The sequence below is a fragment of the Streptococcus ruminantium genome (assembly GCF_003609975.1).
Lineage (GTDB): Bacteria > Bacillota > Bacilli > Lactobacillales > Streptococcaceae > Streptococcus > Streptococcus ruminantium.
The window spans coordinates 1896349-1919950 of sequence record NZ_AP018400.1 but is presented as its reverse complement, the minus strand read 5'-3'; the positions used below and the strand labels follow the sequence as shown (position 1 = coordinate 1919950).

The 23602-nt window shown below is 39.7% G+C and carries 26 protein-coding genes; 23 read left to right on the top strand and 3 right to left on the bottom strand.

Annotated elements, in window-relative coordinates; genetic code table 11:
- Positions 1–121: 121 nt before the first annotated feature.
- A complete protein-coding gene (locus tag SR187_RS09105) occupies positions 122–1831 on the top strand; it encodes an ABC transporter ATP-binding protein (RefSeq protein ID WP_120172341.1) in 1710 nt (569 codons plus the stop codon).
- Positions 1832–1967: 136 nt separating this feature from the next.
- Positions 1968–3731, top strand: a complete 1764-nt coding sequence (locus SR187_RS09100) for an ABC transporter ATP-binding protein (protein WP_120172499.1) — start codon at positions 1968–1970, stop codon at positions 3729–3731.
- A 148-nt stretch (positions 3732–3879) separates the two neighbouring features.
- On the opposite strand, the gene SR187_RS09095 is transcribed toward SR187_RS09100, so the two are convergent.
- Together SR187_RS09095 and SR187_RS09090 are read right to left on the bottom strand one after the other, a co-directional pair.
- On the bottom strand, positions 3880–4173 hold the full coding sequence (locus SR187_RS09095) for a bacteriocin immunity protein (protein WP_120172339.1): 294 nt from the start codon (positions 4171–4173) through the stop codon (positions 3880–3882).
- Positions 4173–4541, bottom strand: coding sequence for a hypothetical protein (locus SR187_RS09090; RefSeq protein WP_120172337.1), 369 nt, complete (start codon positions 4539–4541; stop codon positions 4173–4175). Before SR187_RS09090 ends, SR187_RS09095 begins: the two co-directional genes overlap by 1 nt.
- Positions 4542–4871: 330 nt before the next feature.
- On the opposite strand from SR187_RS09090, the gene SR187_RS09085 reads away from it, so the two are divergent.
- From SR187_RS09085 to SR187_RS09035, 11 genes are all read left to right on the top strand, one after another.
- On the top strand, positions 4872–5726 hold the full coding sequence (locus tag SR187_RS09085; protein ID WP_120172336.1) for a helix-turn-helix domain-containing protein: 855 nt from the start codon (positions 4872–4874) through the stop codon (positions 5724–5726).
- Between the two features lie 436 nt (positions 5727–6162).
- Positions 6163–6606 carry a dUTP diphosphatase gene (locus SR187_RS09080; RefSeq protein WP_024532693.1) on the top strand — a complete coding sequence of 148 codons (444 nt, stop codon included), beginning with the start codon at positions 6163–6165 and terminating at the stop codon, positions 6604–6606.
- A gap of 525 nt (positions 6607–7131) precedes the next feature.
- A complete protein-coding gene (gene radA / locus SR187_RS09075; RefSeq protein WP_120172334.1) occupies positions 7132–8496 on the top strand; it encodes a DNA repair protein RadA in 1365 nt (454 codons plus the stop codon).
- 124 nt (positions 8497–8620) lie between these two features.
- Positions 8621–9115: a beta-class carbonic anhydrase gene (locus SR187_RS09070; RefSeq protein ID WP_024532695.1), complete on the top strand. Its 495-nt coding sequence runs from the start codon at positions 8621–8623 to the stop codon at positions 9113–9115.
- Positions 9116–9225: 110 nt separating this feature from the next.
- The gene (locus SR187_RS09065; RefSeq protein WP_024532696.1) at positions 9226–9945 is read left to right on the top strand and encodes a TIGR00266 family protein; all 720 of its coding nucleotides are present in this window, start codon (positions 9226–9228) and stop codon (positions 9943–9945) included.
- A 407-nt stretch (positions 9946–10352) separates the two neighbouring features.
- Positions 10353–10799, top strand: a complete 447-nt coding sequence (locus tag SR187_RS09060) for a LytTR family DNA-binding domain-containing protein (RefSeq protein WP_120172332.1) — start codon at positions 10353–10355, stop codon at positions 10797–10799.
- A 5-nt stretch (positions 10800–10804) separates the two neighbouring features.
- A complete protein-coding gene (locus SR187_RS09055) occupies positions 10805–11494 on the top strand; it encodes a LiaF transmembrane domain-containing protein (protein ID WP_120172330.1) in 690 nt (229 codons plus the stop codon).
- Between the two features lie 155 nt (positions 11495–11649).
- Positions 11650–13104: a glutamate--tRNA ligase gene (gene gltX / locus SR187_RS09050; protein WP_120172329.1), complete on the top strand. Its 1455-nt coding sequence runs from the start codon at positions 11650–11652 to the stop codon at positions 13102–13104.
- Positions 13105–13249: 145 nt separating this feature from the next.
- Positions 13250–13693 carry a hypothetical protein gene (locus tag SR187_RS09045; RefSeq protein WP_024532984.1) on the top strand — a complete coding sequence of 148 codons (444 nt, stop codon included), beginning with the start codon at positions 13250–13252 and terminating at the stop codon, positions 13691–13693.
- A 75-nt stretch (positions 13694–13768) separates the two neighbouring features.
- Positions 13769–14104, top strand: a complete 336-nt coding sequence (locus tag SR187_RS09040; protein WP_120172327.1) for a hypothetical protein — start codon at positions 13769–13771, stop codon at positions 14102–14104.
- A gap of 211 nt (positions 14105–14315) precedes the next feature.
- Complete coding sequence (locus tag SR187_RS09035; protein WP_160113884.1) at positions 14316–16460, top strand: ABC transporter ATP-binding protein/permease; 2145 nt, start codon at positions 14316–14318, stop codon at positions 16458–16460.
- 72 nt (positions 16461–16532) lie between these two features.
- Here SR187_RS09035 and SR187_RS09030 read toward each other — a convergent pair whose 3' ends face one another.
- Positions 16533–17027: an NUDIX hydrolase gene (locus SR187_RS09030; RefSeq protein WP_024532982.1), complete on the bottom strand. Its 495-nt coding sequence runs from the start codon at positions 17025–17027 to the stop codon at positions 16533–16535.
- Positions 17028–17200: 173 nt separating this feature from the next.
- On the opposite strand from SR187_RS09030, the gene SR187_RS09025 reads away from it, so the two are divergent.
- From SR187_RS09025 to SR187_RS08980, 10 genes are all read left to right on the top strand, one after another.
- Entirely contained in the window at positions 17201–17725 is a 525-nt protein-coding gene (locus tag SR187_RS09025) for a transcription repressor NadR (protein WP_120172323.1), read from the top strand.
- A 79-nt stretch (positions 17726–17804) separates the two neighbouring features.
- Entirely contained in the window at positions 17805–18350 is a 546-nt protein-coding gene (locus SR187_RS09020; protein ID WP_024532052.1) for a hypothetical protein, read from the top strand.
- A 529-nt stretch (positions 18351–18879) separates the two neighbouring features.
- Positions 18880–19239: a ribonuclease P protein component gene (gene rnpA, locus SR187_RS09015; protein WP_024532051.1), complete on the top strand. Its 360-nt coding sequence runs from the start codon at positions 18880–18882 to the stop codon at positions 19237–19239.
- Positions 19223–20038, top strand: coding sequence for a YidC/Oxa1 family membrane protein insertase (locus SR187_RS09010; protein WP_024532050.1), 816 nt, complete (start codon positions 19223–19225; stop codon positions 20036–20038). The genes rnpA and SR187_RS09010 overlap by 17 nt, the downstream gene beginning before the upstream one ends.
- Before the next feature lie 19 nt (positions 20039–20057).
- Positions 20058–21041, top strand: a complete 984-nt coding sequence (gene jag / locus SR187_RS09005; protein WP_120172321.1) for an RNA-binding cell elongation regulator Jag/EloR — start codon at positions 20058–20060, stop codon at positions 21039–21041.
- A gap of 166 nt (positions 21042–21207) precedes the next feature.
- Entirely contained in the window at positions 21208–21345 is a 138-nt protein-coding gene (gene rpmH / locus SR187_RS09000; RefSeq protein ID WP_002939016.1) for a 50S ribosomal protein L34, read from the top strand.
- A 107-nt stretch (positions 21346–21452) separates the two neighbouring features.
- Entirely contained in the window at positions 21453–22229 is a 777-nt protein-coding gene (locus tag SR187_RS08995) for a TatD family hydrolase (RefSeq protein ID WP_120172320.1), read from the top strand.
- Positions 22219–22788 carry a ribonuclease M5 gene (rnmV, locus tag SR187_RS08990; RefSeq protein ID WP_120172318.1) on the top strand — a complete coding sequence of 190 codons (570 nt, stop codon included), beginning with the start codon at positions 22219–22221 and terminating at the stop codon, positions 22786–22788. Before SR187_RS08995 ends, rnmV begins: the two co-directional genes overlap by 11 nt.
- Positions 22781–23143, top strand: a complete 363-nt coding sequence (locus SR187_RS08985; RefSeq protein WP_120172317.1) for a hypothetical protein — start codon at positions 22781–22783, stop codon at positions 23141–23143. Before rnmV ends, SR187_RS08985 begins: the two co-directional genes overlap by 8 nt.
- Before the next feature lie 8 nt (positions 23144–23151).
- A complete protein-coding gene (locus tag SR187_RS08980) occupies positions 23152–23589 on the top strand; it encodes an 8-oxo-dGTP diphosphatase (protein WP_120172316.1) in 438 nt (145 codons plus the stop codon).
- Positions 23590–23602: the final 13 nt, after the last annotated feature.

Below are 23602 nucleotides of genomic sequence, written 5' to 3'. Positions count from 1 at the left end.
ATATTGTGGGAAAAAAACAGTTTTTGGACGAGATGGTTTTAGAAGTTTGAAAGTCTTTTTTAATTATGTTAGAATAAAAAATACGCATATTAAAATGTACGTATGTATAAGGGGAGGAAATATGTTAATAAAAGCAATTATGAAATACAAATGGCAGGCGCTGTGCTCGGTATTCATGGTTCTGTTCTATGTTTTGTCTAGTCTTTTGCAACCGCGTTTTTTGCAGAATGTATTGGCAGCTGTGGCAGCTAATGACCAAGCGACTATCTTCCAAATGGGAGGCTGGCTACTGGGAGTAGCTGCCCTTGGCTTGGTAGCAGGAGCGACCAATACTATTTTGGCAGCGTATATTGCACAAGCTGTTTCCGCAGATTTACGGGAGCAAATGTTTAAGAAAATTCAAACTTTCTCTTATGCCAATATTGAGGAGTTCAATGCTGGGAATCTAGTTGTTCGTATGACCAACGACCTGTCTCAAGTGCAAAATTTACTCATGATGACCTTTCAAGTTCTTTTGCGCCTACCCCTGCTCTTTATCGGTGCGATTGTCTTTGCTGTGAGTACCATGCCGGAGCTGTGGTGGATTGTAGTCTTGATGATTGTTCTGATAGGAGCAACCATGGCGGTTATTATGAGCATTATGGGACCGCGTTTTGGAAAATTCCAAAAATTGGTAGATGGCATCAATGCTATTGCTAAGGAAAACCTGCGTGGAGTTCGTGTTGTTAAATCTTTTGTTCAGGAAAAAAATCAAGCTGAGAAGTTTGAAAAAGTATCAGATGACTTGTTCAAATTAAACCGCTTTATTGGGTCGGGCTTCTCCTTTTTGGAACCGATGTTCATTTTGATTTCTTATTTGGCAATCTATGCGGCTATTTTTTCTGTTTACAATCTGTTGGGAACCAATCCAGAGGCGGTCAACAAGTTGGCTTCTTTCAACACCTATCTCACACAAATTATGTTTACTATCATCATGGTTGGATTCATGGGAAGCAATGCTAGCCGTGCAGCTATTTCCATCAAGCGGATAAATGAAGTGTTAGCGACCAATCCTGCTATAACGTTTGAAGACAAGCCTGTAGAGGAACTAGATGCAACAATCTCCTTTAAAAATGTAACATTTACATATCCAAAAGACGAACAGGTAACGCTGAAAAATATTAGCTTTGATATTCAGGCTGGTCAGATGGTTGGTGTCGTTGGTGCGACAGGAGCTGGAAAATCTACGCTGGCTCAACTCATTCCCCGGCTTTTTGACCCGCAAGAGGGGACGATTGAAATCGGTGGCAGAGACATCAAGACACTTAGCCAAGAAACACTCAGAAATACAGTGTCTATCGTTTTGCAGAAGGCCATCTTGTTTACGGGGACTATTGCATCCAATATCCGTCAGGGGAAGGCAGGTGCTAGTCAAATTGAGTTGGAACGTGCTGCACGAATTGCTCAAGCTATGGAATTTATCGAACGGATGCCAGATAGTTATCAGTCAGGTGTGGAGGAGCGTGGAAATAATTTTTCTGGTGGGCAGAAGCAACGGATGTCCATTGCGCGTGGTCTAGTATCCAATCCTAAAATTTTGATTTTAGATGATTCTACATCTGCTTTGGATGCAAAGTCTGAGAAGCTAGTGCAGGAGGCCCTCAACCATGACTTGAAAGATACAACAACTATCATTATTGCTCAGAAAATTTCATCTGTGGTCAAGGCAGATACCATTTTGGTTTTGGATGAGGGACGCTTGATCGGTCAGGGGACTCATCAGGAATTGGTGGCAACCAACGAGGTTTATCGAGAAATATTTGAAACGCAGAAAGGGAGGGAGGAAAACTAAGGTAACGGGTTCATCTTGGGCTTATACTCATTTGAACTCGTCTGGAAAGCTCAAAAAGGATAAAATATTTGCGTATGCTTATGCGGTGCTTATTTCCTATTTTTAAATGCTTTCCAATTATCTTGGTATGATGATTATGAAAACAGCACGATTTTTTTGGACTTATTTTAAACAATTTAAGTTGGCTTTTGCAGTCATTTTTGTAGCTATTCTCCTTTCGACATTCATGCAGGTTTTATCGCCTGTTTTTATGGGGCGAGCAGTAACAGAACTAACCAGTCTGGCTCAGGCTATGGCGACTGGTAAGCAGGTAGATACGAGTCTTTTCTTTTCAACCTTGATGAGTTTATTGTTTGCAGTTTTGCTGATGGCTGCCTCATCGGTGACCTATTCCTTGCTTTTTACACGTATTATTTCTCAATCAACGAACCAGATGCGAAAGGGATTGTTTGGTAAACTAGAGAAGTTGACAGTCAGCTTTTTTGACCGCCATCAGGATGGGGAGATTCTTTCACGCTTTACATCAGATTTGGACAATATTCAAAATGCTTTTAATATGTCACTCATCAATGTTGTCACCCAGTCTATCTTGTATATTGGAATCGTCGTGATGATGTTTGTCCAAAGTGTTCAGATGGCTCTAGTGGTCGTTGCGACAACACCAGTTGCCCTCATTTTCTTATTTTTTATTATCCGGATGTCGCGTAAGTATTCAGATTTGCAACAAAAGGCAGTTGGGAAACTCAATGCCTACATGGATGAGAATATCTCAGGACAAAAAGCTATTATTGTCCAAGGTTTGCAGTCTCAGGTCGTAGATGGTTTTATGGAACTCAATAAGGATGTCCGACAAGCGACTTTTAAGGGAAGAATTTTCTCAGGTCTTCTCTTTCCTGTTATGAATGGTTTGAGCTTGATTAACACAGCTATTGTTATTTTTGTCGGCTCTAATCTAGTTCTATCCAATACCAACCTGTCCACAGCGGCAGCCTTGGGGCTAGTCGTGACCTTCGTCCAATATTCGCAGCAATATTATCAGCCTATGATGCAAGTCGCTTCCAGCTGGGCTGAAATGCAATTAGCTTTCACAGGGGCTCACCGTATACAAGAAATGTTTGATGAGCCAGAAGAAGTCCGCCCGACTCATGCTCCAGTCTTTACCGAGTTGAAGGATAAGGTAGAGATTGAACAGGTTGATTTTAGCTATGTCGAAGGCAAGCCGATTCTCAAAAACGTGACAATCACAGCTCCCAAAGGGCAAATGACCGCAGTCGTTGGTCCGACAGGTTCAGGAAAGACGACTATTATGAACCTCATTAACCGTTTTTATGATGTCAATAGCGGAGCGATACGTTTTGATGGAACAGACATTCGAGCATTTGATCTGGATAGCTTACGACAGAAGGTCGGTATCGTCTTGCAGGAGTCCGTCCTCTTCTCAGGAACTATCCGAGATAATATCGCTTTTGGTGCAGGTGATGTTTCACAGGAATTGGTGGAGACGGCGGCTCGTGCCACTCATATTCACGAGTTTATCATGAGCTTGCCAGATGGCTACGATACCTATGTTGATGATGAAAATAATGTCTTTTCAACCGGTCAGAAGCAGCTGATTTCTATCGCCCGTACTCTTTTGACTGATCCGCAGGTTCTCATTTTGGACGAGGCGACTTCAAATGTTGATACGGTAACGGAAAGCAAGATTCAATCTGCCATGGAGGCGATCGTTGCAGGACGGACCAGTTTCGTCATCGCTCACCGTCTCAAGACTATTCTAAACGCAGATCAAATCATTGTTCTGAAAGATGGAGAGGTGATCGAGCGTGGCAACCACAGCGAGTTGCTCAAACTAGATGGTTTTTATGCCGAACTCTATCACAATCAGTTTGTGTTTGAATAAGTATGTAAACAGTAAAAAACAGTCAATCCATGTTTATCTGGTCGACTGTTTTTTACTATTTTTGACCATCCTTATGAGACGGGGAATAAAATTAGTTCTTATAAAGTAGTGGACTAGCGTTGTCTGATTTTTGACTTATTTAGAGAACCTAGAGTTTCTTTTTGTCTGGAATAAGAAAATTCCATATGGCAGCAGCTCCAGTTGCTGGATTTTGTCTGCTTATTTCAGTAAACAATTCCATTACCGGAGGAGAGAGTAAATTTTTTACTGCCAAAGAAGATAGTTCTTTCTTCAGATATGCAATCACCTTTAAAAAGTACTCATCATTTTGCAGCCTGTTTTGAGCCTGCTTCAGCACAGCTAACTCTTGGACCAATAGAGGATGTGTGCCAATGAGTGTCTCAATGTGAGATTGCAGAGTAACAGTAGTAAATTTTGTCATTAGTTCATTAAATGGCGATGAGCTGGATTATAGTATGGGAAATTATAATTTGGTCCGCGTGTTACCCAGCCATTAACGATATTATTGACCGTATGCTCCACTGTAGATGTTACTTGAACATTAGTTATAGCACCAGTTTTGGTGTTTTTGAAAAAGGCGAACGGTTCAATTGTATACATGTATTCCCATCTACCTAAAGTAGAACCTCCACGTGCATCGGGGTAGTTGGCTTCAGCAGATCTAAATTGGACCTCTATAGAATTTTCTGGAGTAAAATTTTGTTCTTCTGCATGAACAATGGACGTAAGCCCGATTCCAGCTAGCATAAAACTAATACTAGCGCTGAAAAGAATAGTTTTGTGTTTCATGTTTATGCTCCTTTATTTTATTATATAATATTAGTAAAAATTCCCACCCAAAATTATTATTTCCGCTTTTCCTCCCTTCCAAGGTGGTGAAGTTTTAGTGGATTTTGTTTACTTTTGGATAGGCAGTAACCACCAACCGCCCCAACCGTCTCCTAGGAGACGAGGAATGGTAATGACTGCTAAGTAGGTCAATAGGAGAAGGTGGTTTCTCCAGTTTCTCATCATCTTTTACCTCCATTCGTTTTTATTTTTCCTTAGCCTTATGGTATCATGTATTTGCGGAAAAATAAAAAGTGTAAACAATTCTCACACACTTGTAGGGAGGTTGCTATGAAATGGGATTTTGGTACGGTTTTAAAAGAAATCAGGAAGTCAAAAGGTTTGAGTCAGCGAGAGGTTTGCGGAGATGCTTTATCAAGAACAACTCTTTCAAAGATTGAAAATAACAAGGAATATCCCACGATTGCTCACTTTGCCCATATCCTTCGTCAATTGGATATGACTTATGCAGAGTTTGATTATATCTGTCATGCCTATCAGCCTTCCGAGCGATCCAATCTGATAAACAAATTTGAAAAGCTAGGTGGCAAATATATGACAAATGGAGTGTTGGAAGAATTTTTGATAGCCATCCAGGCCTATCTAAAAAAATATGATGATATTCGTGTACAACGAATGAATCAACAGCTTCGACTAACCTTATCCATCTGTCAGTATGGCGATAGCGAAACAACTAGAAAACTGTCTCAAGAACTGTGGCAAGAGCTAGAAAAATGCGATACATGGTATCTAGCGGACTTTCGGAAATTAAATCTAGTTCTTCCTTTTCTTCCACTTAAACAGCTAGAAGGGTTTGTTAATAAGGTCTTGTCATCCTTGAAAAAATATAAAGATTTTAAGGAAATACAAACAAGTCAGTTTGTACTTTTAGCAAATTTATCTACAGTGCTTATCAAAAATGACCATATTATAGACTGTAAGCGAATAATTGAAATTGCCTACCAGATTGCTCAGGAAAGCATGCGAATCGACTATATAGGCTTTGCCAATGTTCGTATGGGAATTTTGCGACACGACAAAAAGATGGTGGACAAGGGACTTGCTATTCTTCAAGCAGCAGAAATGGTGGATATGGCGGAAAAAATGGAGCTAGAAGTAAATGAATATTGGGGTAGGTTTGCCTGATAACTGGTCAGTTTTTTATCTTTGAAAATCGCAGGCTTTTGCGAATTAGTGTATAATGGGAATGGTTAAAATACATAGGAGTTATCATTTTAATCTATCAAGTTGGGCATGTTCAAGAAATAATCTGTGTCATTGATAAGGAAAAATGGTGAGGGCATGGCTCACATCCTAACACGTTTATATTTGTATTGCAAGTCTTGACCAAATCAAGAATCTGTCCAGAACAAGCAAAAATAAGATTATTCTCATAAATCTGAGGGCTTTGTCATTATTCAAAAGATAAATTACAAGAAATTGCTAGTGGTTTAGCTTTTGAAGAAAAAGCTCCCAATAGCTTGTAAGTTCACAAAAGAGCGTGCAAATGTATATTATAATATTAAAGAGAGGATAAAAACCTCGCAAAATCAATACTTGAGAGGAGCAAAAGATAAATATGATGAAAATTCGTGGTTTTGAACTGGTCAGTCAGTTTACAGATGAAAACTTATTGCCAAAACGAGAAACAGCTCATGCAGCAGGCTATGACCTGAAAGCAGCCGAGACCATCTGTTTGGAACCAGGCGAGATTAAGTTGGTACCAACGGGAGTCAAAGCTTATATGCAGGAAAACGAGGTTCTTTACCTTTATGACCGTTCGTCTAATCCTCGTAAGAAGGGCTTGGTCTTAATCAACTCAGTTGGAGTTATTGACGGTGATTATTATGGCAATGCTGCCAATGAAGGTCATATCTTTGCTCAAATGCGCAATATCACCGATGAAACAGTTGTGATAGAGGCTGGTGAGCGAATTGTACAGGCTGTCTTTGCTCCTTTCTTGCTAGCCGATGGTGATGAAGCAGATGGAGTTCGTACGGGTGGTTTTGGTTCTACAGGGAAGTAGGAGGGCGTATGCACATTATTTTGGTCCAGCATTCTGAACCGGACTACACTGTGTCTTATACTAGCCTTGAAAATCCCAGCCTCTATTGCTGGTTTTGGATGTGATTTTGCTTGGGGAGATTTTTGGCTCAAGAAAAGGCGGAAAATCCTGTATTTGTCCGAGCACAAGTTGTGTGACCGAGTCTTAGGAACTACGCTTACCTCGCTCGTCAGCCTGACTTGCTCCTATCTGGTAGAGCTATTTTCCATGAATGGCGACCGGATATAACGGAACAAAACTTTAGGCAAGAACAGGTTGTGTTCGATCATAGATTATTTATGGGGCATAGAGGGGGGGGCTGAGCCTTCACCTGTTTGCTACGAAACTATGGTGGGGATGACAAATCGATTTTACAGGCACTCAAAAAAGACCAAACGCATGACAAACCCCCGCTAGCTTGTCATGATATGCTGATATATCAGTCTGTACCAAAAGAAAAGAGTGCCTACAGTGAGATATTGGAATACGAGTTAATAGGAGGAAAACATCATCGCTAAGAAAAAAACAACCTTTGTCTGTCAGTCCTGCGAATACCACTCGCCCAAATACCTAGGGCGCTGTCCCAACTGTGGTTCTTGGTCGTCCTTTGTAGAGGAAGTGGCAGTTACAGAAGTTAAGAATGAGCGAGTTAGTTTGACAGGCGAGAAGACCCGACCAATGAAGCTAAATGAAGTTTCCTCTATCCAAGTGTCTCGTACAAAGACTAGTATGGAAGAGTTCAATCGCGTTCTGGGAGGAGGTGTAGTGCCAGGGAGTTTGGTTCTTATTGGTGGAGATCCGGGTATAGGCAAGTCCACCTTGCTCTTGCAGGTTTCAACTCAGCTATCAACTATTGGTACTGTTCTTTATGTATCAGGAGAAGAGTCTGCCCAACAAATCAAGCTACGAGCAGAGCGCTTAGGCGATATTGACAGCGAGTTTTATCTCTATGCAGAGACCAATATGCAGAGTATCCGCAAGGAGATTGAAAAAATCAAGCCGGATTTTTTGATTATTGATTCTATTCAGACGATTATGAGTCCGGATATTTCTAGCGTGCAGGGATCAGTCAGTCAGGTGCGTGAAGTGACCAATGAGCTCATGCAGATGGCCAAGACCAATAATATCGCAACCTTTATTGTCGGTCACATGACCAAGGAAGGAACTCTTGCAGGACCGCGTACTCTAGAACACATGGTAGATACGGTGCTTTATTTTGAGGGAGAGCGCCAGCATACCTTCCGCATCTTGCGAGCGGTCAAAAATCGTTTTGGATCAACCAATGAGATCGGAATTTTTGAAATGCAGTCTCAGGGCTTGGTAGAGGTTCTCAATCCTAGCGAAGTCTTTTTGGAAGAACGTTTGGATGGAGCGACAGGTTCTGCCATTGTTGTTACCATGGAGGGAACCAGACCTATCTTAGCAGAAGTACAAGCCTTGGTGACTCCGACCATGTTTGGTAATGCTAAGCGGACGACAACAGGACTAGACTTCAATCGGGCGAGCTTAATTATGGCAGTTTTGGAAAAAAGGGCAGGTCTGCTTTTACAAAATCAAGATGCTTACCTAAAATCAGCAGGTGGTGTCAAGTTAGATGAGCCGGCGATTGATCTTGCGGTAGCAGTTGCCCTCGCTTCCAGCTACAAGGATAAGCCCACCAATCCTCAGGAGTGTTTTATCGGGGAAATCGGTCTGACAGGTGAAATACGCCGTGTCAATCGGATCGAACAGCGCATCAATGAAGCGGCTAAGTTGGGATTTACAAAAGTCTATGCTCCCAAAAATTCCTTGACAGGTATCAAGGTCCCTAAAGAAATTATGGCTGTAGGAGTGACAACAATTGGTGAAGTTTTGCAAAAAGTATTTAATTAGTAAAAACTTTCGGGAGTGACAGATTGTTGTTCCCTTTTTTGCGACAAATTGTTGAGAATATGATAAGCTAAAGTCAGTTTCATTTCTGAAAATTTCAGCTTTTTTCATCAGGATTAGGGGGCCCATGTCTTATTTTCAAAATTTTATGAAAGCTAATAAGGCCTATGTTGATTTACACGGGACTTATCATCTTCCTTTGCGACCAAAGACAAAGGTAGCAATTGTGACTTGCATGGATTCGCGCCTCCATGTTGCTCAGGCTTTGGGATTAGCTCTTGGTGATGCCCATATTTTGCGGAATGCGGGTGGTCGAGTGACCGAGGATGTGATCCGTTCTCTAGTTATTTCTCAACAACAGTTAGGAACACGGGAAATTGTAGTGCTTCACCATACAGATTGTGGTGCTCAGACCTTCACGAATGAGGAGTTTACAGCCCAGCTCAAGCGTGACTTAGGAGTGGATGTGGGAAATCAAGATTTTCTCCCGTTTACAGATATTGAAGATAGTGTCAGAGAAGATATTGCTCTGCTGAAAAACTCACCTCTCATACCAGATACTATTGAAATTTCAGGAGCAATTTATGATGTGGATACAGGGCGCATGACCGAGGTTCAATAATTTTCTCTAGAGTTTTATAATGGCTGTTTACACAAACATACTTGACAATTTTTTTCGTTGAGTATACAATTGTATGAAATGAATGATACAGATAGGCAAGGAGATTTTTTATGTCAGATAATCGCATGAGATATACCATTGATAGCAATATGCAGTTTCCTCTGGTAGAAATTGCTTTGGAAGCTGGAGAATCAGCTTATATACAACAGGGAAGCATGGTCTATCATACACCGAGTGTCACCTTGAATACGAAACTCAATGCACGTGGACGTTCTGGTTTTGGTAAACTTGTGGGAGCGATTGGTCGCTCTATGGTATCTGGTGAGTCCATGTTTATTACACAAGCTGTGTCTGATAGTGATGATGGAAAGATTGCTCTTGCTCCCTCTACTCCGGGTCAAGTAATTGCTTTGGAGCTTGGTGCGGAGCAATACAGACTCAATGATGGTGCCTTTCTTGCCCTAGATGGTTCTGCTCAATACAAAATGGAGCGCCAGAGTGTTGGGAAAGCCCTCTTTGGTGGTCAAGGTGGTCTCTTTGTTATGACAACTGAAGGTCGTGGTACGCTTTTAGCCAACGCATTTGGTTCTATTAAAAAGCTGACACTGGATGGTGGAAGTATTACAATTGATAATGCTCATGTTGTTGCTTGGAGTCGTGATTTAGACTACAATATTCACATGGAAAATGGCTTCCTTCATTCTATCGGTACTGGTGAAGGGATTGTCAATACCTTCACTGGTTATGGCGAGATCTATGTACAGAGTCTGAATATCGAAACCTTTGCGCGTGTTGTTAGCCATCATATTTCAACCAATTCGGGTTCGTAGTTGCTAGGAAGTAGAAGAAATCTATAGGACTCTTATAAGTGTGCTGATTTTAGTATCCAAGTGGAGAGATAAAAAGCTAGAAAACTCAGGGCAACTTGAGTTTTTTTGTTTACCACTTACTGGTTAAAACGAACCACTTACTGAAAAAAACTTGTCAATTTCTCAGGATTTGTTACACTAATACTAATCGTAGCAGAGAATGGGAAGCTAAATCGCACTTGTATCTGGGATACTGCGTTTGATTTCTTATTTTTGTACGAATTTTTACGCTCTTTGTATCTTGGTTTAATCGAACACGAGCTAAAATCCTAGTAAAAAAGATAACCGTCCTAGTGTGCTTAGCCCACTTCGTCCGTTTCCTATTTTTATACGGATTTTTACGCTCTTTGTATCTTGAGGGAGGGGATATGAAAATTAAGATTGAGTTGGACGATGGTTTGGATGATCTTGAGGTTGTCATTCGAGCTAGTCACTTATCTGTTGAGGTTGAACAAATCCAGCAGGCTTTAGCTCAGGTTAGTCGCCCGAAAATGATTTTCTATAAGGGAGGGAGTGAATATTTTCTCGATTTAACGGATGTCCTCTTTTTTGAAACAGATGGGACAAAGATTTTTGCTCATAGTCGGGACAATGCTTACGAGGTCAAGTTGAAACTCTATGAATTGGAAGAGTGTTTGCCGTTTTATTTTTGTCGAATTTCCAAATCAAGCATTGCCAATATACGTTCCATCTATTCGCTGGAAAAATCCTTTTCAGGAACTAGTACTATTCACTTTTATGATACAGTCAAACAAATCCATGTATCGCGTCATTATTATCAATTATTAAAAGAAAAGCTCAGAGAAATGAGGTAAGTATCATGAGAAAAATGTTTTTAGGGGTAGGATTTATCCTTTTGGCTCTTTATCTTCTGTTCAAGGATAGGTTATTACTGCCAGATTTGGGAATGTCTCTTTGGACCTTGCTCTTGGTTTTGGGGTTCGGCTATGGAACTGTTCAAAATATTTATCGTCGTAACTATATCAGTGCCTATGTTTGCGGTATCATTGCTTTTGTTCTTTTGGAAAAGCATTACAACTGGCTCAATATTAGTACAGGAACCATAGTTATAGCAGCGGTTTTAGCTGGTCTTGGTCTCAACATGATCTTTAAACCTCGTCACAAGATATATGGTTTTGAATCTGGTGAGAGTACGAGAAATACTATTGAAGGATGTTTTTTCCAGAATCACGGACCAGATACTGTCTTTACCAATGCAACTCGCTATATTAATGAAGGTAATTTGACCAATGTCAGTGGTGATACGGTCTTTTCTGGAGTTTCTATCTATTTTGTTAATGCTAATATGTTAGGTGATGTCGCAACCTACTCAGGTGATGCTGTTTTTTCCAACGTCAAGTTATATGTTCCCAAAAACTGGAATATTGAATTTAGAGGGGATAAAGTTTTCAGCAGTATCAAGAATCATTCAGTTGAAAATACGGCAGAAAAAACCTTGGTCATTACAGGGGATTACGTTTTTAGCCAGTTAGAGATTTTCTATGTCTGACCTATCACTGCCCTGATTTTTGTAGCTGCTGGTTTTCAAAAAAGCTCCACCAGAAAGAATAGCCGTTCTATGGTTAAAAAAGCATAGTCGGCTTTCTTTTTTTTAATTTAGTGCTATAATAGAAGCAATGTAAAATTTTTATAACGGAGTAAGTTATGTCAAAACCAATTCGTGTGCGTTACGCACCTAGTCCAACAGGACTTTTACACATAGGAAATGCCCGTACAGCCTTATTTAATTACCTATTTGCCCGTCATTATGGTGGTACGTTTATCATTCGTATTGAAGATACTGACCGTAAGCGTCACGTAGAGGACGGAGAGCGTTCTCAGCTTGACAATTTACGTTGGTTGGGGATTGACTGGGATGAAAGTCCAGAAACGCATGAAAACTATCGTCAATCAGAGCGTTTAGATATTTACCAACAATACATTGATGAGCTATTGACTTCAGGAAAAGCTTATAAGTCTTATGTGACAGAAGAAGAGTTAGCGGCAGAGCGCGAACGCCAAGAAGCTGCCGGTGAAACTCCTCGCTATGTTAATGAGTACTTAGGTATGTCAGCAGATGAGAAAGCGGCTTACATTGCAGAGCGTGAGGCAGCGGGGATTGTTCCAACTGTTCGTTTGGCAGTCAATGAAACTGGTATCTACAAGTGGAATGACATGGTTAAAGGGGAGATTGAGTTTGAAGGTGGGAACATCGGTGGTGATTGGGTTATCCAGAAACGCGATGGTTATCCAACTTATAACTTTGCCGTGGTAGTTGATGACCATCTCATGGAAATCTCACATGTTATCCGTGGGGATGACCATATCGCCAACACACCAAAACAGCTCATGGTCTATGAAGCACTGGGCTGGGAAGCACCAGAATTTGGACACATGACCTTGATTATCAATTCTGCGACAGGTAAAAAATTGTCTAAACGTGACACTAATACTCTTGCTTTTATTGAAGACTATCGCAAGAAAGGCTACCTTCCAGAAGCCATCTTTAACTTTATCACACTTTTGGGCTGGACTCCCGGTGGTGAAGAAGAAATTTTCTCAAAAGAAGAGATTATTCAACTCTTTGATGAAAAACGCTTGAGCAAATCACCAGCCTCCTTTGATCCGAAGAAGTTAGCTTGGATGGGAAATGAGTACATGAAGAAGGCTGACTTGGAGACCATTTTCAGTTTGACTAAGCCATTCTTAGAAGCGGCGAATCGTTTGACGGATAAAGCAGAAAAATTGGTGGAGCTCTACAAGCCACAGATGTCCTCAGCAGATGAGATCCTTCCTTTGACAAATCTTTTCTTCTCTGATTTTCCAGATTTAACAGAAGCTGAAAAAGAGGTGATGTCAGCAGAAACAGTACCGACTGTTCTGAAGGCACTCAAAGAAAAATTAGTGGCAATGACAGATGAGGAGTTCCAACCAAATAACATCTTCCCACAAATCAAAGCCGTTCAAAAAGAGACAGGTATCAAGGGAAAGAATCTCTTTATGCCAATCCGTATTGCTGTTTCAGGTGAAATGCACGGTCCAGAATTACCAAATACGATTTACCTACTCGGTCGTGAAAAATCTATCCAACATATTGACAATATGTTGAATAATTTATAGTATAAAAAATCCGCTGTCGAATGACTGCGGATTTATCGTCTGTAACAATCTGTAGAAATTGACTTTTTTGGGGGAAGTGCTATAATGCAAACGGATACAAATGTGGGCGGCATAATTTCCAAAAGACCAGAAAAAAGGGGGCTTCATGGCTAGAAAAAAAGTTTTTTTATTCGTTTTTGGGGTTGTAATGTTATTTGGAAGTTATGTAGGATGGAAACTATACCAAGATAGTACTCGGGTAATTATTCCCTTAGAAGAGCTACAGGGTATAACTGTTTCGCCGATCAAAGGAGACTTTTCGATTTCAGGGACAGCTAATATCAGTAATTTTGAACGAGTTTCAAATTATCAAGCTAAACAAACAGGAAATGATGTTTACTTATACTTTATGAAAACCAAGTCTATTTTTAAGGACGATGCAGTTGATTTGAAATTATCGAGAATCATAATTGGCGATGTTGGGAGTAAGATAAAAAATATATATTTGATTAGCGGTGAGAATATTATCGTTAAAACAAGTTCTCGCTCCACTGATTATCTTGATATCGAAAATCGTGATAAGGAGAAATTGTTATTTAGTTCGGAGTAGTCATTCCTTTAAATGATGACATTTATTTGATTACTTAGAAAAAATTGGGTTATAAAAAGGAGGATAATTGTTACGTTGAAAAAAGTTCGTTTGCTCGCTATCCTATCTTTATCTGTGGTATTCTTATTTTGTAGCGGCTCTGTATTTGCTGCACAAGGTAGTTGGACATCCAGTTTTCAGTTCGATTTTAATGGAGTATCAGAAGTAGGAACGACAAACGCCTTTGGTGAAACTGGGCATTTTACTTTGAGAGTAGTTCGTGCTACTGGGCAATGGATTGGGCACAGTAATCACACTTTGGGGCCTCATCAGTCAGCTGCGAATAGCTTTTGGGGACAACCAGGTTTAGATAGACAGGGGCAAGTGATTATCAATTCTCGATATTGGCACACACCTTGGTTTAAGCCTTAAATAGCGTGTTACAATGAATAAAAATTCCAATTGATATTAGCTATGCCAAACTATTACAACCTAAAAAATTGAGGTGCATCAATTTTCCAGTGTACCTCAATTTGTGTTATTGAGCTTTTTTAGAGGTTCAAAAAGATAGTAAATACATAAATCTTGAACATATTTTGGGCTAGTCTTCCAAAGTGTAATTTTTGTTGAGAAGATGCTAGAAATGGGAAAAAACAGTATGATAAAACTTTTAAATATTTGTAAAAAATATAGGGATAAGTCCATTTTTAACTCCCTCAGTTTAGATATTGAGGGGAAAAATAAGATTTTTTCCTTGATCGGGGAAAGTGGATCAGGTAAAACAACTCTATTTAATATATTATTTGGATTAGACCAAGACTATGAAGGGGAGTATATATTATTTGGCACGAATGCAAAAGAGTATAGTGCAAACGAATGGGCAACTCTTAGAGAGTCAGAAATAGGTCTCGTATTTCAGGACTACAAACTCTTAGAGGATTTTACAGTTTTTGAAAATTTGCAGCTAGGGAGCAATGCTAAAGAAGTGGAGATTGAATCCATAATGAATGATTTGGATATCTCCGAACTCGGATCAAGTTACATTTCTGAATTGAGTGGAGGTCAAAAACAAAGAGTTGCGTTAGCACGTGCCGCGATAAAGAACCCGAGAATATTGCTATTAGACGAGCCTACTGGAAATCTGGATGGACTAACAAGTAGCCGAGTGTTCGAATATTTGAAAAAATTAAGTAAAAAAGGTATCTTGATTTTTTATATAACTCATGATAAAGAACTGGCTAATTTAGCGGATGTTATATATGAATTAGATGGAAAGGCTGTGAAAACAATAAAAGACAGTGGCGATATATCTGGAGAATATGAAGAGGAAACTGAAAAAAGTAGAATCCCATTTAAATTTGTAATGCGGTATGTTAAAAGCAAATTTTTACGAACCCTCAAAAAACAACTTTTTCTTGGAATTCCTATGATGGTTATCATTTTTCTTTTTATTATGGGGTTCACAGCATATAGATCTGCTTCAACGCTTAATTTTGAAAAAATTTTTAATGGAATTAGTGATAAAGTAATTGTAATGTCAACCCAACAGCTTAATACTGAGACGATAGAAGAATACAATAAAAAGAATATTCAAAGTCCTTATGATGGGGCAAGGATAGGATTTTCAGACAGTGATATCAAAACGATTAGAGAGATTGATGGAGTTGATGATGTGGTTCTATATAGACATGGTGTTAACTCAAATTATAATAAAGGTTTCAATAGCTTATCTTTAACCTACTCTGAGAAAGATTTTTCCAATACTTTAAGAAAATTTAATTATGGATGGAACAAAGTCTCCAACGTTTCGTTTAGCATGCGTAAACTTAATGTGCCAAAGAGTTACATGAAAGACTATAATTATGCCAATATCGTCTTAGTAGCAGGTTCGTATCCTGAAGATAATACTGAAGAAATCCTTGTTCCGGATACTTTTGTACTGCAACAAATGAACAATGAGGATTTTCAGAACGTGATTGGAAAAGAGGTTAGCTTAAATACTATAAATATTTACTCCAATGATGTAAAAAAAGAAGTTATGAGAATTAGTGGTGTTTACCAGACTAAATATCAAAATACGCTGAGTTCGGAATATGTCATTTACTCAAGCTATTTTGAAGAATCTAGTCTCGAACATTTTCTAAAGCCTGAATCATATGAACATCATAAAACAATATTGTCACTCACCCCTGAAACATCTGCGGCAAGCCAAGGGATTATCAGTAGCTATGAGCAGTATGTAAAATCTGTCGGTACCGGAAAGGATGGAGTAGTTATAAAAATATCAGGAAATTTGAAGACAGTAACAAAAGAGTTAGAAAAAATATTTCCAAAATATCAACTTACTTCTCAATACGAAATTCAATCAGGATCATTAAGTAATATATACCATCAATTAGTAAAAAATCTCATTATGGGTTCTACGGTAATATCGTTGGTTATGGGATTGATAATAGCTTTTTTAAATAAGGGGCATGTAAATAATAGGTCAAAAGAACTAGCTATTTTGTACAGCTTGGGATACAAAAGGTTTCATATATTCTCAATAATTTTCTTTGATAACATGATTTTGTTTTCTTTGTCTTTTGTTGGAGCGATTGTAATGGTCTTTTTAGCGCATTGGCTTTATTTGAGTAAAACGACATATTTCTCTTATTTTACGACTTTATGGACATTCTCTAATATGGCCTTTCTATTTGTTTTGGTATTTATAATGATGCTAATCTCTGATTTTTGGGGATTGAGAACAGTTAAGCAAGAACAACTTAGGAAGTACTTGAATGAATAAAAGTTACTCTATCACATTAAACTTTTTTTGCATCTATGCTGGATGATGGTATAGGTATTGGGATATTTACCTTTATAAGAATAATTTTTCTACATATACTTTCTGTCTAGGAATAACAAGCTCTTTTTCTAGAAAATCTTTCAAATCTTTTTGGTTGACCCAGACAAAATCACTAGTTTCTCCTGCTTGGAGGCGGATTGTGGATTTGTCCCCATCCGTTTCAGCCCAATAGCAGTGAAAGAGACACTGGTCGTCATGGGCAACAAAATGTGTATGGTGGTGAAGCTGATTGATTGTAAGAATAATTCCCGTTTCTTCGTAGACCTCTCGCAGGATGGCCTGCTCTGCTATTTCTCCAGCTAAAGCTGAACCTCCTGCTGTTGCTTCAAAATAATCAGGATAAGAAAGTTTGAGATTGGAGCGTTTCATAAAGAGGATACTACCGTCAGTGTGGCGGATGATACACTCGACAACCAGATGATAGATGTTCTTGGGAATGGCTTTTCCACGCGTTAGAATCTGATCAGTCAGTCGACCATCTGCTGTGTAGGCATTCCAAATTTCCATGTTTTTCTCCTTTGTACATAGACTGTATCAGTATAACATAAATGTAAAAAGTGAGGCAAACTTTTTAGGATGTATATTTATTTGGATATGCAGGGGTAAGTAATAGATTTTACCAGTGACCAATTATCCAGAAATTTGATATAATAGAAAAAAGTTTAAGGAAGGAAGAGTATATGAAAGCCACTGATCGGCGAAAGAAAATTTTATCTGTTTTAAAAGAAAATTGTCATCCGATTTCTGCGAGTTACCTAGCAAAATGGCTTGAAGTTAGCCGTCAAGTCATTGTGGGAGATGTAGCCTTATTACGAGCAGAAGGGGAGTCTATTTTAGCGACTCCAAGGGGCTATCTAATGCAATCCTGCCTCGTTGCTACTGAGGGATCCTATATTAGAAAGATAGCCTGTCAGCATGGTCCAGAAGATGTTGAAAAGGAGTTGACTATTCTACTGATGGGAGGAGCTCAGGTTTTGGATGTGGAAATTGAGCATCCTATTTATGGTCTGTTGACTGGTAAGTTGAATATTACAAGTCTGAAAGATAGAGACCGTTTTTTAGAGGCTTTGAGTCATCATGAGGAGGCTCTGCTGAGTCATTTGACAAATGGTGTGCATACCCACACCGTCTGCTTTCCTTCTGTCCAAGCTTATCAAGATATTTTAAATGAGCTAAGAGAGGCAGGGATTTTGCTAGAAGATTAAGAAAAACTACAAGTGTCTTGACACGTGTAGTTTTTTCGTTTATAATCCATTTATTGGAAATAGAAAGCGAGGTTTTATTATGCCAAAAAGAAAAAAGTCTAAAAGTCCAGTTAAGCAGCTGTCCCTCAGTGCTCTTTTAACAGCTTTTGCTATTTTAATTCCCTTGATGATGCCAATTAAAGTAATTATTGGTCCAGCATCCTACACTCTTGCCAGTCACGTTCCACTTTTTATCGCGATGTTTATTTCTCCTGTTACAGCCATTTTTGTGGCTCTAGGATCCACCTTAGGTTTCTTTTTAGCAGGTTTTCCGATCGTCATTGTTTTTCGTGCCTTGACCCATGTTATTTTTCTTAGCTTGGGAGCCGTATTAGTCAAGCGATTTCCGAATTTGATGGATACCAGCCATTTTCTTTTATTAGGACTTGGTCTCAATATTATTCATGGACTAGGGGAGTATGTAGCGGTCATGGCTCTGACTGCGACTGGGCAGACCAATCTTTCGTATTGGCTGACTATGCTTGCTTTGGTAGGGTTTGGTTCTGCTCTCCATGGTCTGATGGATTTCGGTTTGGCCTATTATTTTTGGGGAATGTTAAAAAATCGAAAAATTTATACACCTTAGTAACTTTAAGACACTAATAAAATGCCCCATAGTCACTTTGTTTTTGTAAATGGGTCAATCTGATTTATTTTATTTGCGCAAGTGAATTCCCCCAACTTAATCTCTTGTCAACAGGTTCTTCCGTCCAATTTTAGAAGTAAAATTCTGAGTTGATCTAGGTGGAAAACAGGTAGAGGCTGGGGGAACTCCTTATTGTTGTCTAGTGAGTGGTAAGAACAATGAATTTAGTGCAACATAAATATTACTAGATTGTACTAGGGTTTATAAGCCATGGATTATTGGAAAGTTAACATTAGAGGAAATCATTTTTTAAAAGAGTTTCATTTTATAGCTATCTATGGTGTTCAAACATTTGATTGGTTGTTTGTTGTAAAAAGGAACTTAGTAGAATTGATTTAGAATTTGTCTTGATTCGGTTGGAATGAGCTGAAGGACAAATCAAGGTTAAAAAGTCTATAAACGGTATGTTTATTGGCTTTTTTGAATTTTATGGTATAATAGAAGTAATTTTGAAAGATGGAGTGGCAGTTTGAAAAAAAGCTATCGTGTCAAGCGTGAACGAGATTTTAACGACATTTTCACAAAAGGAAATAATATAGCAAATAGGAAGTTTGTAGTCTATAGCTTATCCAAAAAGCAGGATCATTTCCGAGTTGGATTGTCTGTCAGTAAGAAATTAGGAAACGCTGTCATACGAAATCGGATTAAACGAAGACTTCGCCATGTCTTAATTGAGTGTCAGCATCAGTTGGTAGCGGCTGACTTTGTTATCATTGCCAGAAAGGGCGTGGAGGAGTTGTCTTATCAAGACATCAAAAAAAACCTTATCCATGTTTTGAAACTAGCTAAACTATACCAGGAAGGTGTTGTGATTGAAAAAGAAAATTAAGTGGGTGGGCTTGCTTTGTGCCTCCTTACTCGTTTTAACTGCCTGCGGTGGAACGGGACCGGTGACGAGTCAGTCTACAGATGCGTGGGACAGATTGATTTATTGGTTTGCCAGTGTTATTCAATTCCTGTCAATTAACGGTCAGATTGGAATTGGGATTGTTCTTTTTACGGTTTTGATGCGAACTCTTTTATTGCCATTATTCCAAATCCAGATGAACTCCTCACGGAAAATGCAGGAACTCCAACCTCAGCTCAAGAAATTGCAAGAGCAATATGCTGGGAAGGATATGGAAAGTCGCCAGCAGCTTTATGAAGCGACACAAGCTCTCTATAAGGAGAATGGCGTCAGCATGAAGTCTTCCCTGATTCCGCTCTTCATTCAAATGCCAATCTTACTGGCACTCTTTCAAGCTCTCACCCGTGTAGAGGCTTTGAAAGTAGGGCAGTTCCTCTGGTTGAATCTCGGAGAGCCGGATGCATTCTTCATTTTACCAATCCTTGCTGCGGGATTTACTTTCCTCAGTTCATGGTTGACCAACAAAGCGGCTATTGAGAAAAATATGGCTATGACTGTTATGACGTATGCCATGCCTGTCATGATATTTTTCTTTGCCCTTCCAGCAGCTAGTGGGGTGTCCTTGTATTGGACGGTATCAAATGCTTATCAAGTAGCTCAGACCTTGGTGTTCAATAATCCTTTCAAAATTATCGCAGAGCGCCAAGCTAAAATCAATGCAGAAAAAGAGCGTCAGGCTAAGATTCGACGGGCGCAAAAGAAAGCACAGAAAAAGAAATAGGATAACTAGGAGAGAGAAGATGAAATTTACAGGAGCAACTGTTGAAGAAGCCATCCAGAATGGCTTGGTGGAGCTGAATATTCCTCGAAAGAAAGCTCATATTACCGTAGTAGCGCGTGAGAAAAAAGGCTTTTTCGGTTTTGGTAAAAAGCCAGCTGTTGTAGATATTGATGTCATTAACAAAACAACGGTCGTCAAGGCCAACCAAAAAGCGGTTCGTGGAGTTCCAAGCGAGATTAACGAACTCAATGAACCGGTTAAGAGTGTATCAGAAGCGACTATTGATCTGGGGAAGGTGGTTGCGGCCGTTAAGGAATTTGAAAAGTCAGGTCAAATGTTAGATGATGGCATCAAGGAACAGATTCTGAAAAATAAAAAAGAAGCGGCAGCAATCTTGGAAGAAACTGGTCGTATGGAAATTTTGTCTGAAGATGCATCTGACACAGCGAGCCTATCTACACGGAATGAGCAAGAAGCTGTTTCTGCGGAAAGAACGGATGGCTTTGCTGACTTGGATATTAAACTTGAACCACAGTATGATATTGAGCAAGTCGTTTCAGAAGTGTCTGCCTATATACAAGAAATTTTGGATGATATGGATGTTGAGGCGAGCATTGAGACGAACCATAATCGACGTACAATCAATATCCAAGTGGATACGAATGAGCCAGGTCGAGTAATCGGCTACCATGGAAAGGTTTTGAAAGCCATGCAGCTTCTGGCACAAAACTTCCTATACAATCGCTATGAGCGCAACTTCTATATTACTATCAATGTGAATGACTATGTTGAACACCGCGCGGAAGTTCTTCAAGGTTATGCGCAGAAATTGGCAGAACGAGTATTGGCGGAGCAAGAAGCTTATCATACCGATCCGATGTCAAGTAGCGAGCGTAAGATTATCCATCGAATTATCTCGAAAATGGATGGTTTGACTAGCTATTCAGAAGGTAGCGAACCAAATCGTTATGTGGTTGTAGACATTGAAGGGAATCACGATTAAAAAGAGGCTAGTCCTCTTTTTTCAGTGATTTTCTGATTCTTCCCGAAAACAGGTCAGAATGGCTTGACAAATGATTGGAATTTATATAAAATAGTTTGGTATGTTTAGTAACTGATCAAAACTAGCCGGCTAAACGAATACAAGAATCTAAGAGGAGGTATTCATTGTGAAACGTACTTTTCAACCAAGTAAAATCCGTCGCGCACGCAAACATGGTTTCCGTAGCCGTATGGCAACTAAAAATGGTCGTCGCGTGTTAGCAGCTCGTCGCCGTAAGGGACGCAAAGTTCTTACAGTAGCATAAGAAAAAATAAAAGAAAAGCCAGTAGAAACTCGAGTCTGCTGGTTTTTTCATTGCGGAAGAATTTTTTGAAATGTGTTACAATAGTTAGGAAAGAAAGTGAAGAAACAATGATAAACATTTTTGATACGCATACCCACCTTAACGTTGAACAGTTTGAAGGTAGAGTCCAAGAAGAACTAGATTTTGCAAAGGAAATGGGGGTTACACGCCATAATGTGGTCGGTTTTGATCGTCCAACCATTGATAAGGCTATCATTTTGGCAGATCAGCATCCTGAAATCTATCTGACACTTGGTTGGCACCCAACTGAAGCAGGGAGCTATGATGAAAAGGTAGAAAGCTTTCTTCTGCAAGCTCTCCAGCATCCCAAAGTGGTTGCCTTGGGAGAGATTGGTCTGGATTATTACTGGATGACAACGGAAAAAGAGACTCAGGCTCGTGTTTTCAAGCGACAAATAGAGTTGTCTAAGCAATTGGATCTACCATTTGTTGTCCATACCCGTGATGCGCTGAAAGACACCTATCAGATTATTAAGGAAGTCGGTGTTGGTCCCCGAGGTGGGATCATGCATTCCTTTTCAGGTACCTTGGAGGAGGCTCAGGCCTTCATAGACTTGGGAATGTCTATCTCCTTTTCGGGTGTCGTAACCTTTAAAAAAGCTGTTGAACTGCAAGAAGCAGCGCAGGCATTGCCTTTGGAAAAAATTCTGGTTGAAACAGATGCACCTTACTTGGCACCTGTTCCCAAGCGTGGACGGGAAAATCGTACCGGCTACACTCGATATGTGGTAGATATGCTAGCTCAGCTTCGTAACCAATCGGTTGAAGAAGTGGCGGCTGTAACTTACGAGAATGCAATGAGGTTGTTCAGAATTGACTCATAAAATTAAGATACAAGAAGTCCTCGTTGTTGAGGGGAAAGATGATACAGCCAACCTAAAGCGATTTTATGAGGTTGATACTTACGAAACTCGAGGCTCGGCTATTTCAGATGATGATTTAGAGCGCATTGAGAAACTCCATGACCTGCGAGGGGTTATCGTTTTTACAGACCCAGACTATAATGGAGAACGGATCCGTAAACTCATTATGCAAGCTATTCCTACGGTCAGACATGCCTTTTTACAGCGGGACGAGGCTACACCAAAGTCCAAGACAAAGGGGCGGTCCTTGGGGATTGAGCACGCTAGTTTTGAGGACTTGGAAAAGGCCTTGGCTTGTGTGCGCGGTTACTATGATGACGAAAACAATTTTGACATCAGTCAAAAAGATTTGATTCGTCTCGGTCTGCTCCTGAGTAGTGAAAGTCGTAAGCGGCGAGAGTATCTGGGCGAACACTTGCGTATTGGCTATTGTAATGGCAAACAGCTCCTCAAACGATTAGAACTATTTGGGGTGACTCTAGCAGAAGTAGAAGGGGCAATGAGAGAGTACAATGACTAAGGTTTATGCTGTCAAGTGTTTAGTAAAGAATGAGTTTAAACCTGCCTATGAGTCCTACTCATCCTATGAGGAAGTCACCTATTTGGTACCATATGTGGAGTCGGAAGATGAGTCTATTGTTAGGGCCAAAGTGGCAAATCACTTGCAAGCAGTGGTGGAAGATTGTTATGTCAATGCGGATGGTGTTTGGAAACAAAATCGTCTATTCTATATTGCAGGTTTTCAAGAAGTAGACGCTGAGGTTGATTTTGATTCACCTGCATTGGAGGTTTATCGCTGGTTTTATACTTTTGAGCGATTGGTGTCGGAAGAAGAATTTTTAAATCTCTATTATTTTGATGATTTGGGAAGATAGGAGGATAGATGTCTCGGAAAGAATCAGTTATCCTAACCAATATGTGTATGATTACCGATGGTGATAAGGTCTTGGTGCAGGATAGAAAATCATCCAAATGGCCGGGGATTACGTTTCCTGGCGGACACGTTGAGCAAGGAGAAAGTATTGTTGCTTCCGTTATTCGTGAGGTTGAGGAAGAGACAGGTCTCACAATTCTAGACTTAGAACTCTGTGGAGTTCAGAATTGGACAGACCCTACAGAGCAATATCGCTATCTGGTTTTTCTCTATAAAACAAGCCAATTTTCCGGTCAATTACGGGCTTCTGATGAAGGTGATGTCTTCTGGATTGATCGCATAGACTTGAGAAATTATCAGCTGGCAGACGGTTTTGAATCCATGCTAGACATTTTTGAAAATCCGCACTTGACAGAGAATTATTATTGGTTTGAAAATTGTGAGTAGCAGGTGGAGAACA

Bases quoted from the DNA above. Each gene is read 5' to 3' on its own strand.
- SR187_RS09035 (WP_160113884.1), top strand. From the start codon at position 14,316: ATGGGAAAAAACAGTATGATAAAACTTTTAAATATTTGTAAAAAATAT.
- SR187_RS09065 (WP_024532696.1), top strand. From the start codon at position 9,226: ATGTCAGATAATCGCATGAGATATACCATTGATAGCAATATGCAGTTT.
- SR187_RS08980 (WP_120172316.1), top strand. From the start codon at position 23,152: ATGTCTCGGAAAGAATCAGTTATCCTAACCAATATGTGTATGATTACC.
- SR187_RS09060 (WP_120172332.1), top strand. From the start codon at position 10,353: ATGAAAATTAAGATTGAGTTGGACGATGGTTTGGATGATCTTGAGGTT.
- gltX (WP_120172329.1), top strand. From the start codon at position 11,650: ATGTCAAAACCAATTCGTGTGCGTTACGCACCTAGTCCAACAGGACTT.
- SR187_RS08995 (WP_120172320.1), top strand. From the start codon at position 21,453: ATGATAAACATTTTTGATACGCATACCCACCTTAACGTTGAACAGTTT.
- SR187_RS09100 (WP_120172499.1), top strand. From the start codon at position 1,968: ATGAAAACAGCACGATTTTTTTGGACTTATTTTAAACAATTTAAGTTG.
- SR187_RS09025 (WP_120172323.1), top strand. From the start codon at position 17,201: ATGAAAGCCACTGATCGGCGAAAGAAAATTTTATCTGTTTTAAAAGAA.
- SR187_RS09080 (WP_024532693.1), top strand. From the start codon at position 6,163: ATGAAAATTCGTGGTTTTGAACTGGTCAGTCAGTTTACAGATGAAAAC.
- SR187_RS09070 (WP_024532695.1), top strand. From the start codon at position 8,621: ATGTCTTATTTTCAAAATTTTATGAAAGCTAATAAGGCCTATGTTGAT.
- SR187_RS09085 (WP_120172336.1), top strand. From the start codon at position 4,872: ATGAAATGGGATTTTGGTACGGTTTTAAAAGAAATCAGGAAGTCAAAA.
- SR187_RS09045 (WP_024532984.1), top strand. From the start codon at position 13,250: ATGGCTAGAAAAAAAGTTTTTTTATTCGTTTTTGGGGTTGTAATGTTA.
- SR187_RS09095 (WP_120172339.1), bottom strand. From the start codon at position 4,173: ATGACAAAATTTACTACTGTTACTCTGCAATCTCACATTGAGACACTC.
- SR187_RS09030 (WP_024532982.1), bottom strand. From the start codon at position 17,027: ATGGAAATTTGGAATGCCTACACAGCAGATGGTCGACTGACTGATCAG.
- SR187_RS09055 (WP_120172330.1), top strand. From the start codon at position 10,805: ATGAGAAAAATGTTTTTAGGGGTAGGATTTATCCTTTTGGCTCTTTAT.
- SR187_RS09105 (WP_120172341.1), top strand. From the start codon at position 122: ATGTTAATAAAAGCAATTATGAAATACAAATGGCAGGCGCTGTGCTCG.
- SR187_RS08985 (WP_120172317.1), top strand. From the start codon at position 22,781: ATGACTAAGGTTTATGCTGTCAAGTGTTTAGTAAAGAATGAGTTTAAA.
- SR187_RS09020 (WP_024532052.1), top strand. From the start codon at position 17,805: ATGCCAAAAAGAAAAAAGTCTAAAAGTCCAGTTAAGCAGCTGTCCCTC.
- SR187_RS09090 (WP_120172337.1), bottom strand. From the start codon at position 4,541: ATGAAACACAAAACTATTCTTTTCAGCGCTAGTATTAGTTTTATGCTA.
- jag (WP_120172321.1), top strand. From the start codon at position 20,058: ATGAAATTTACAGGAGCAACTGTTGAAGAAGCCATCCAGAATGGCTTG.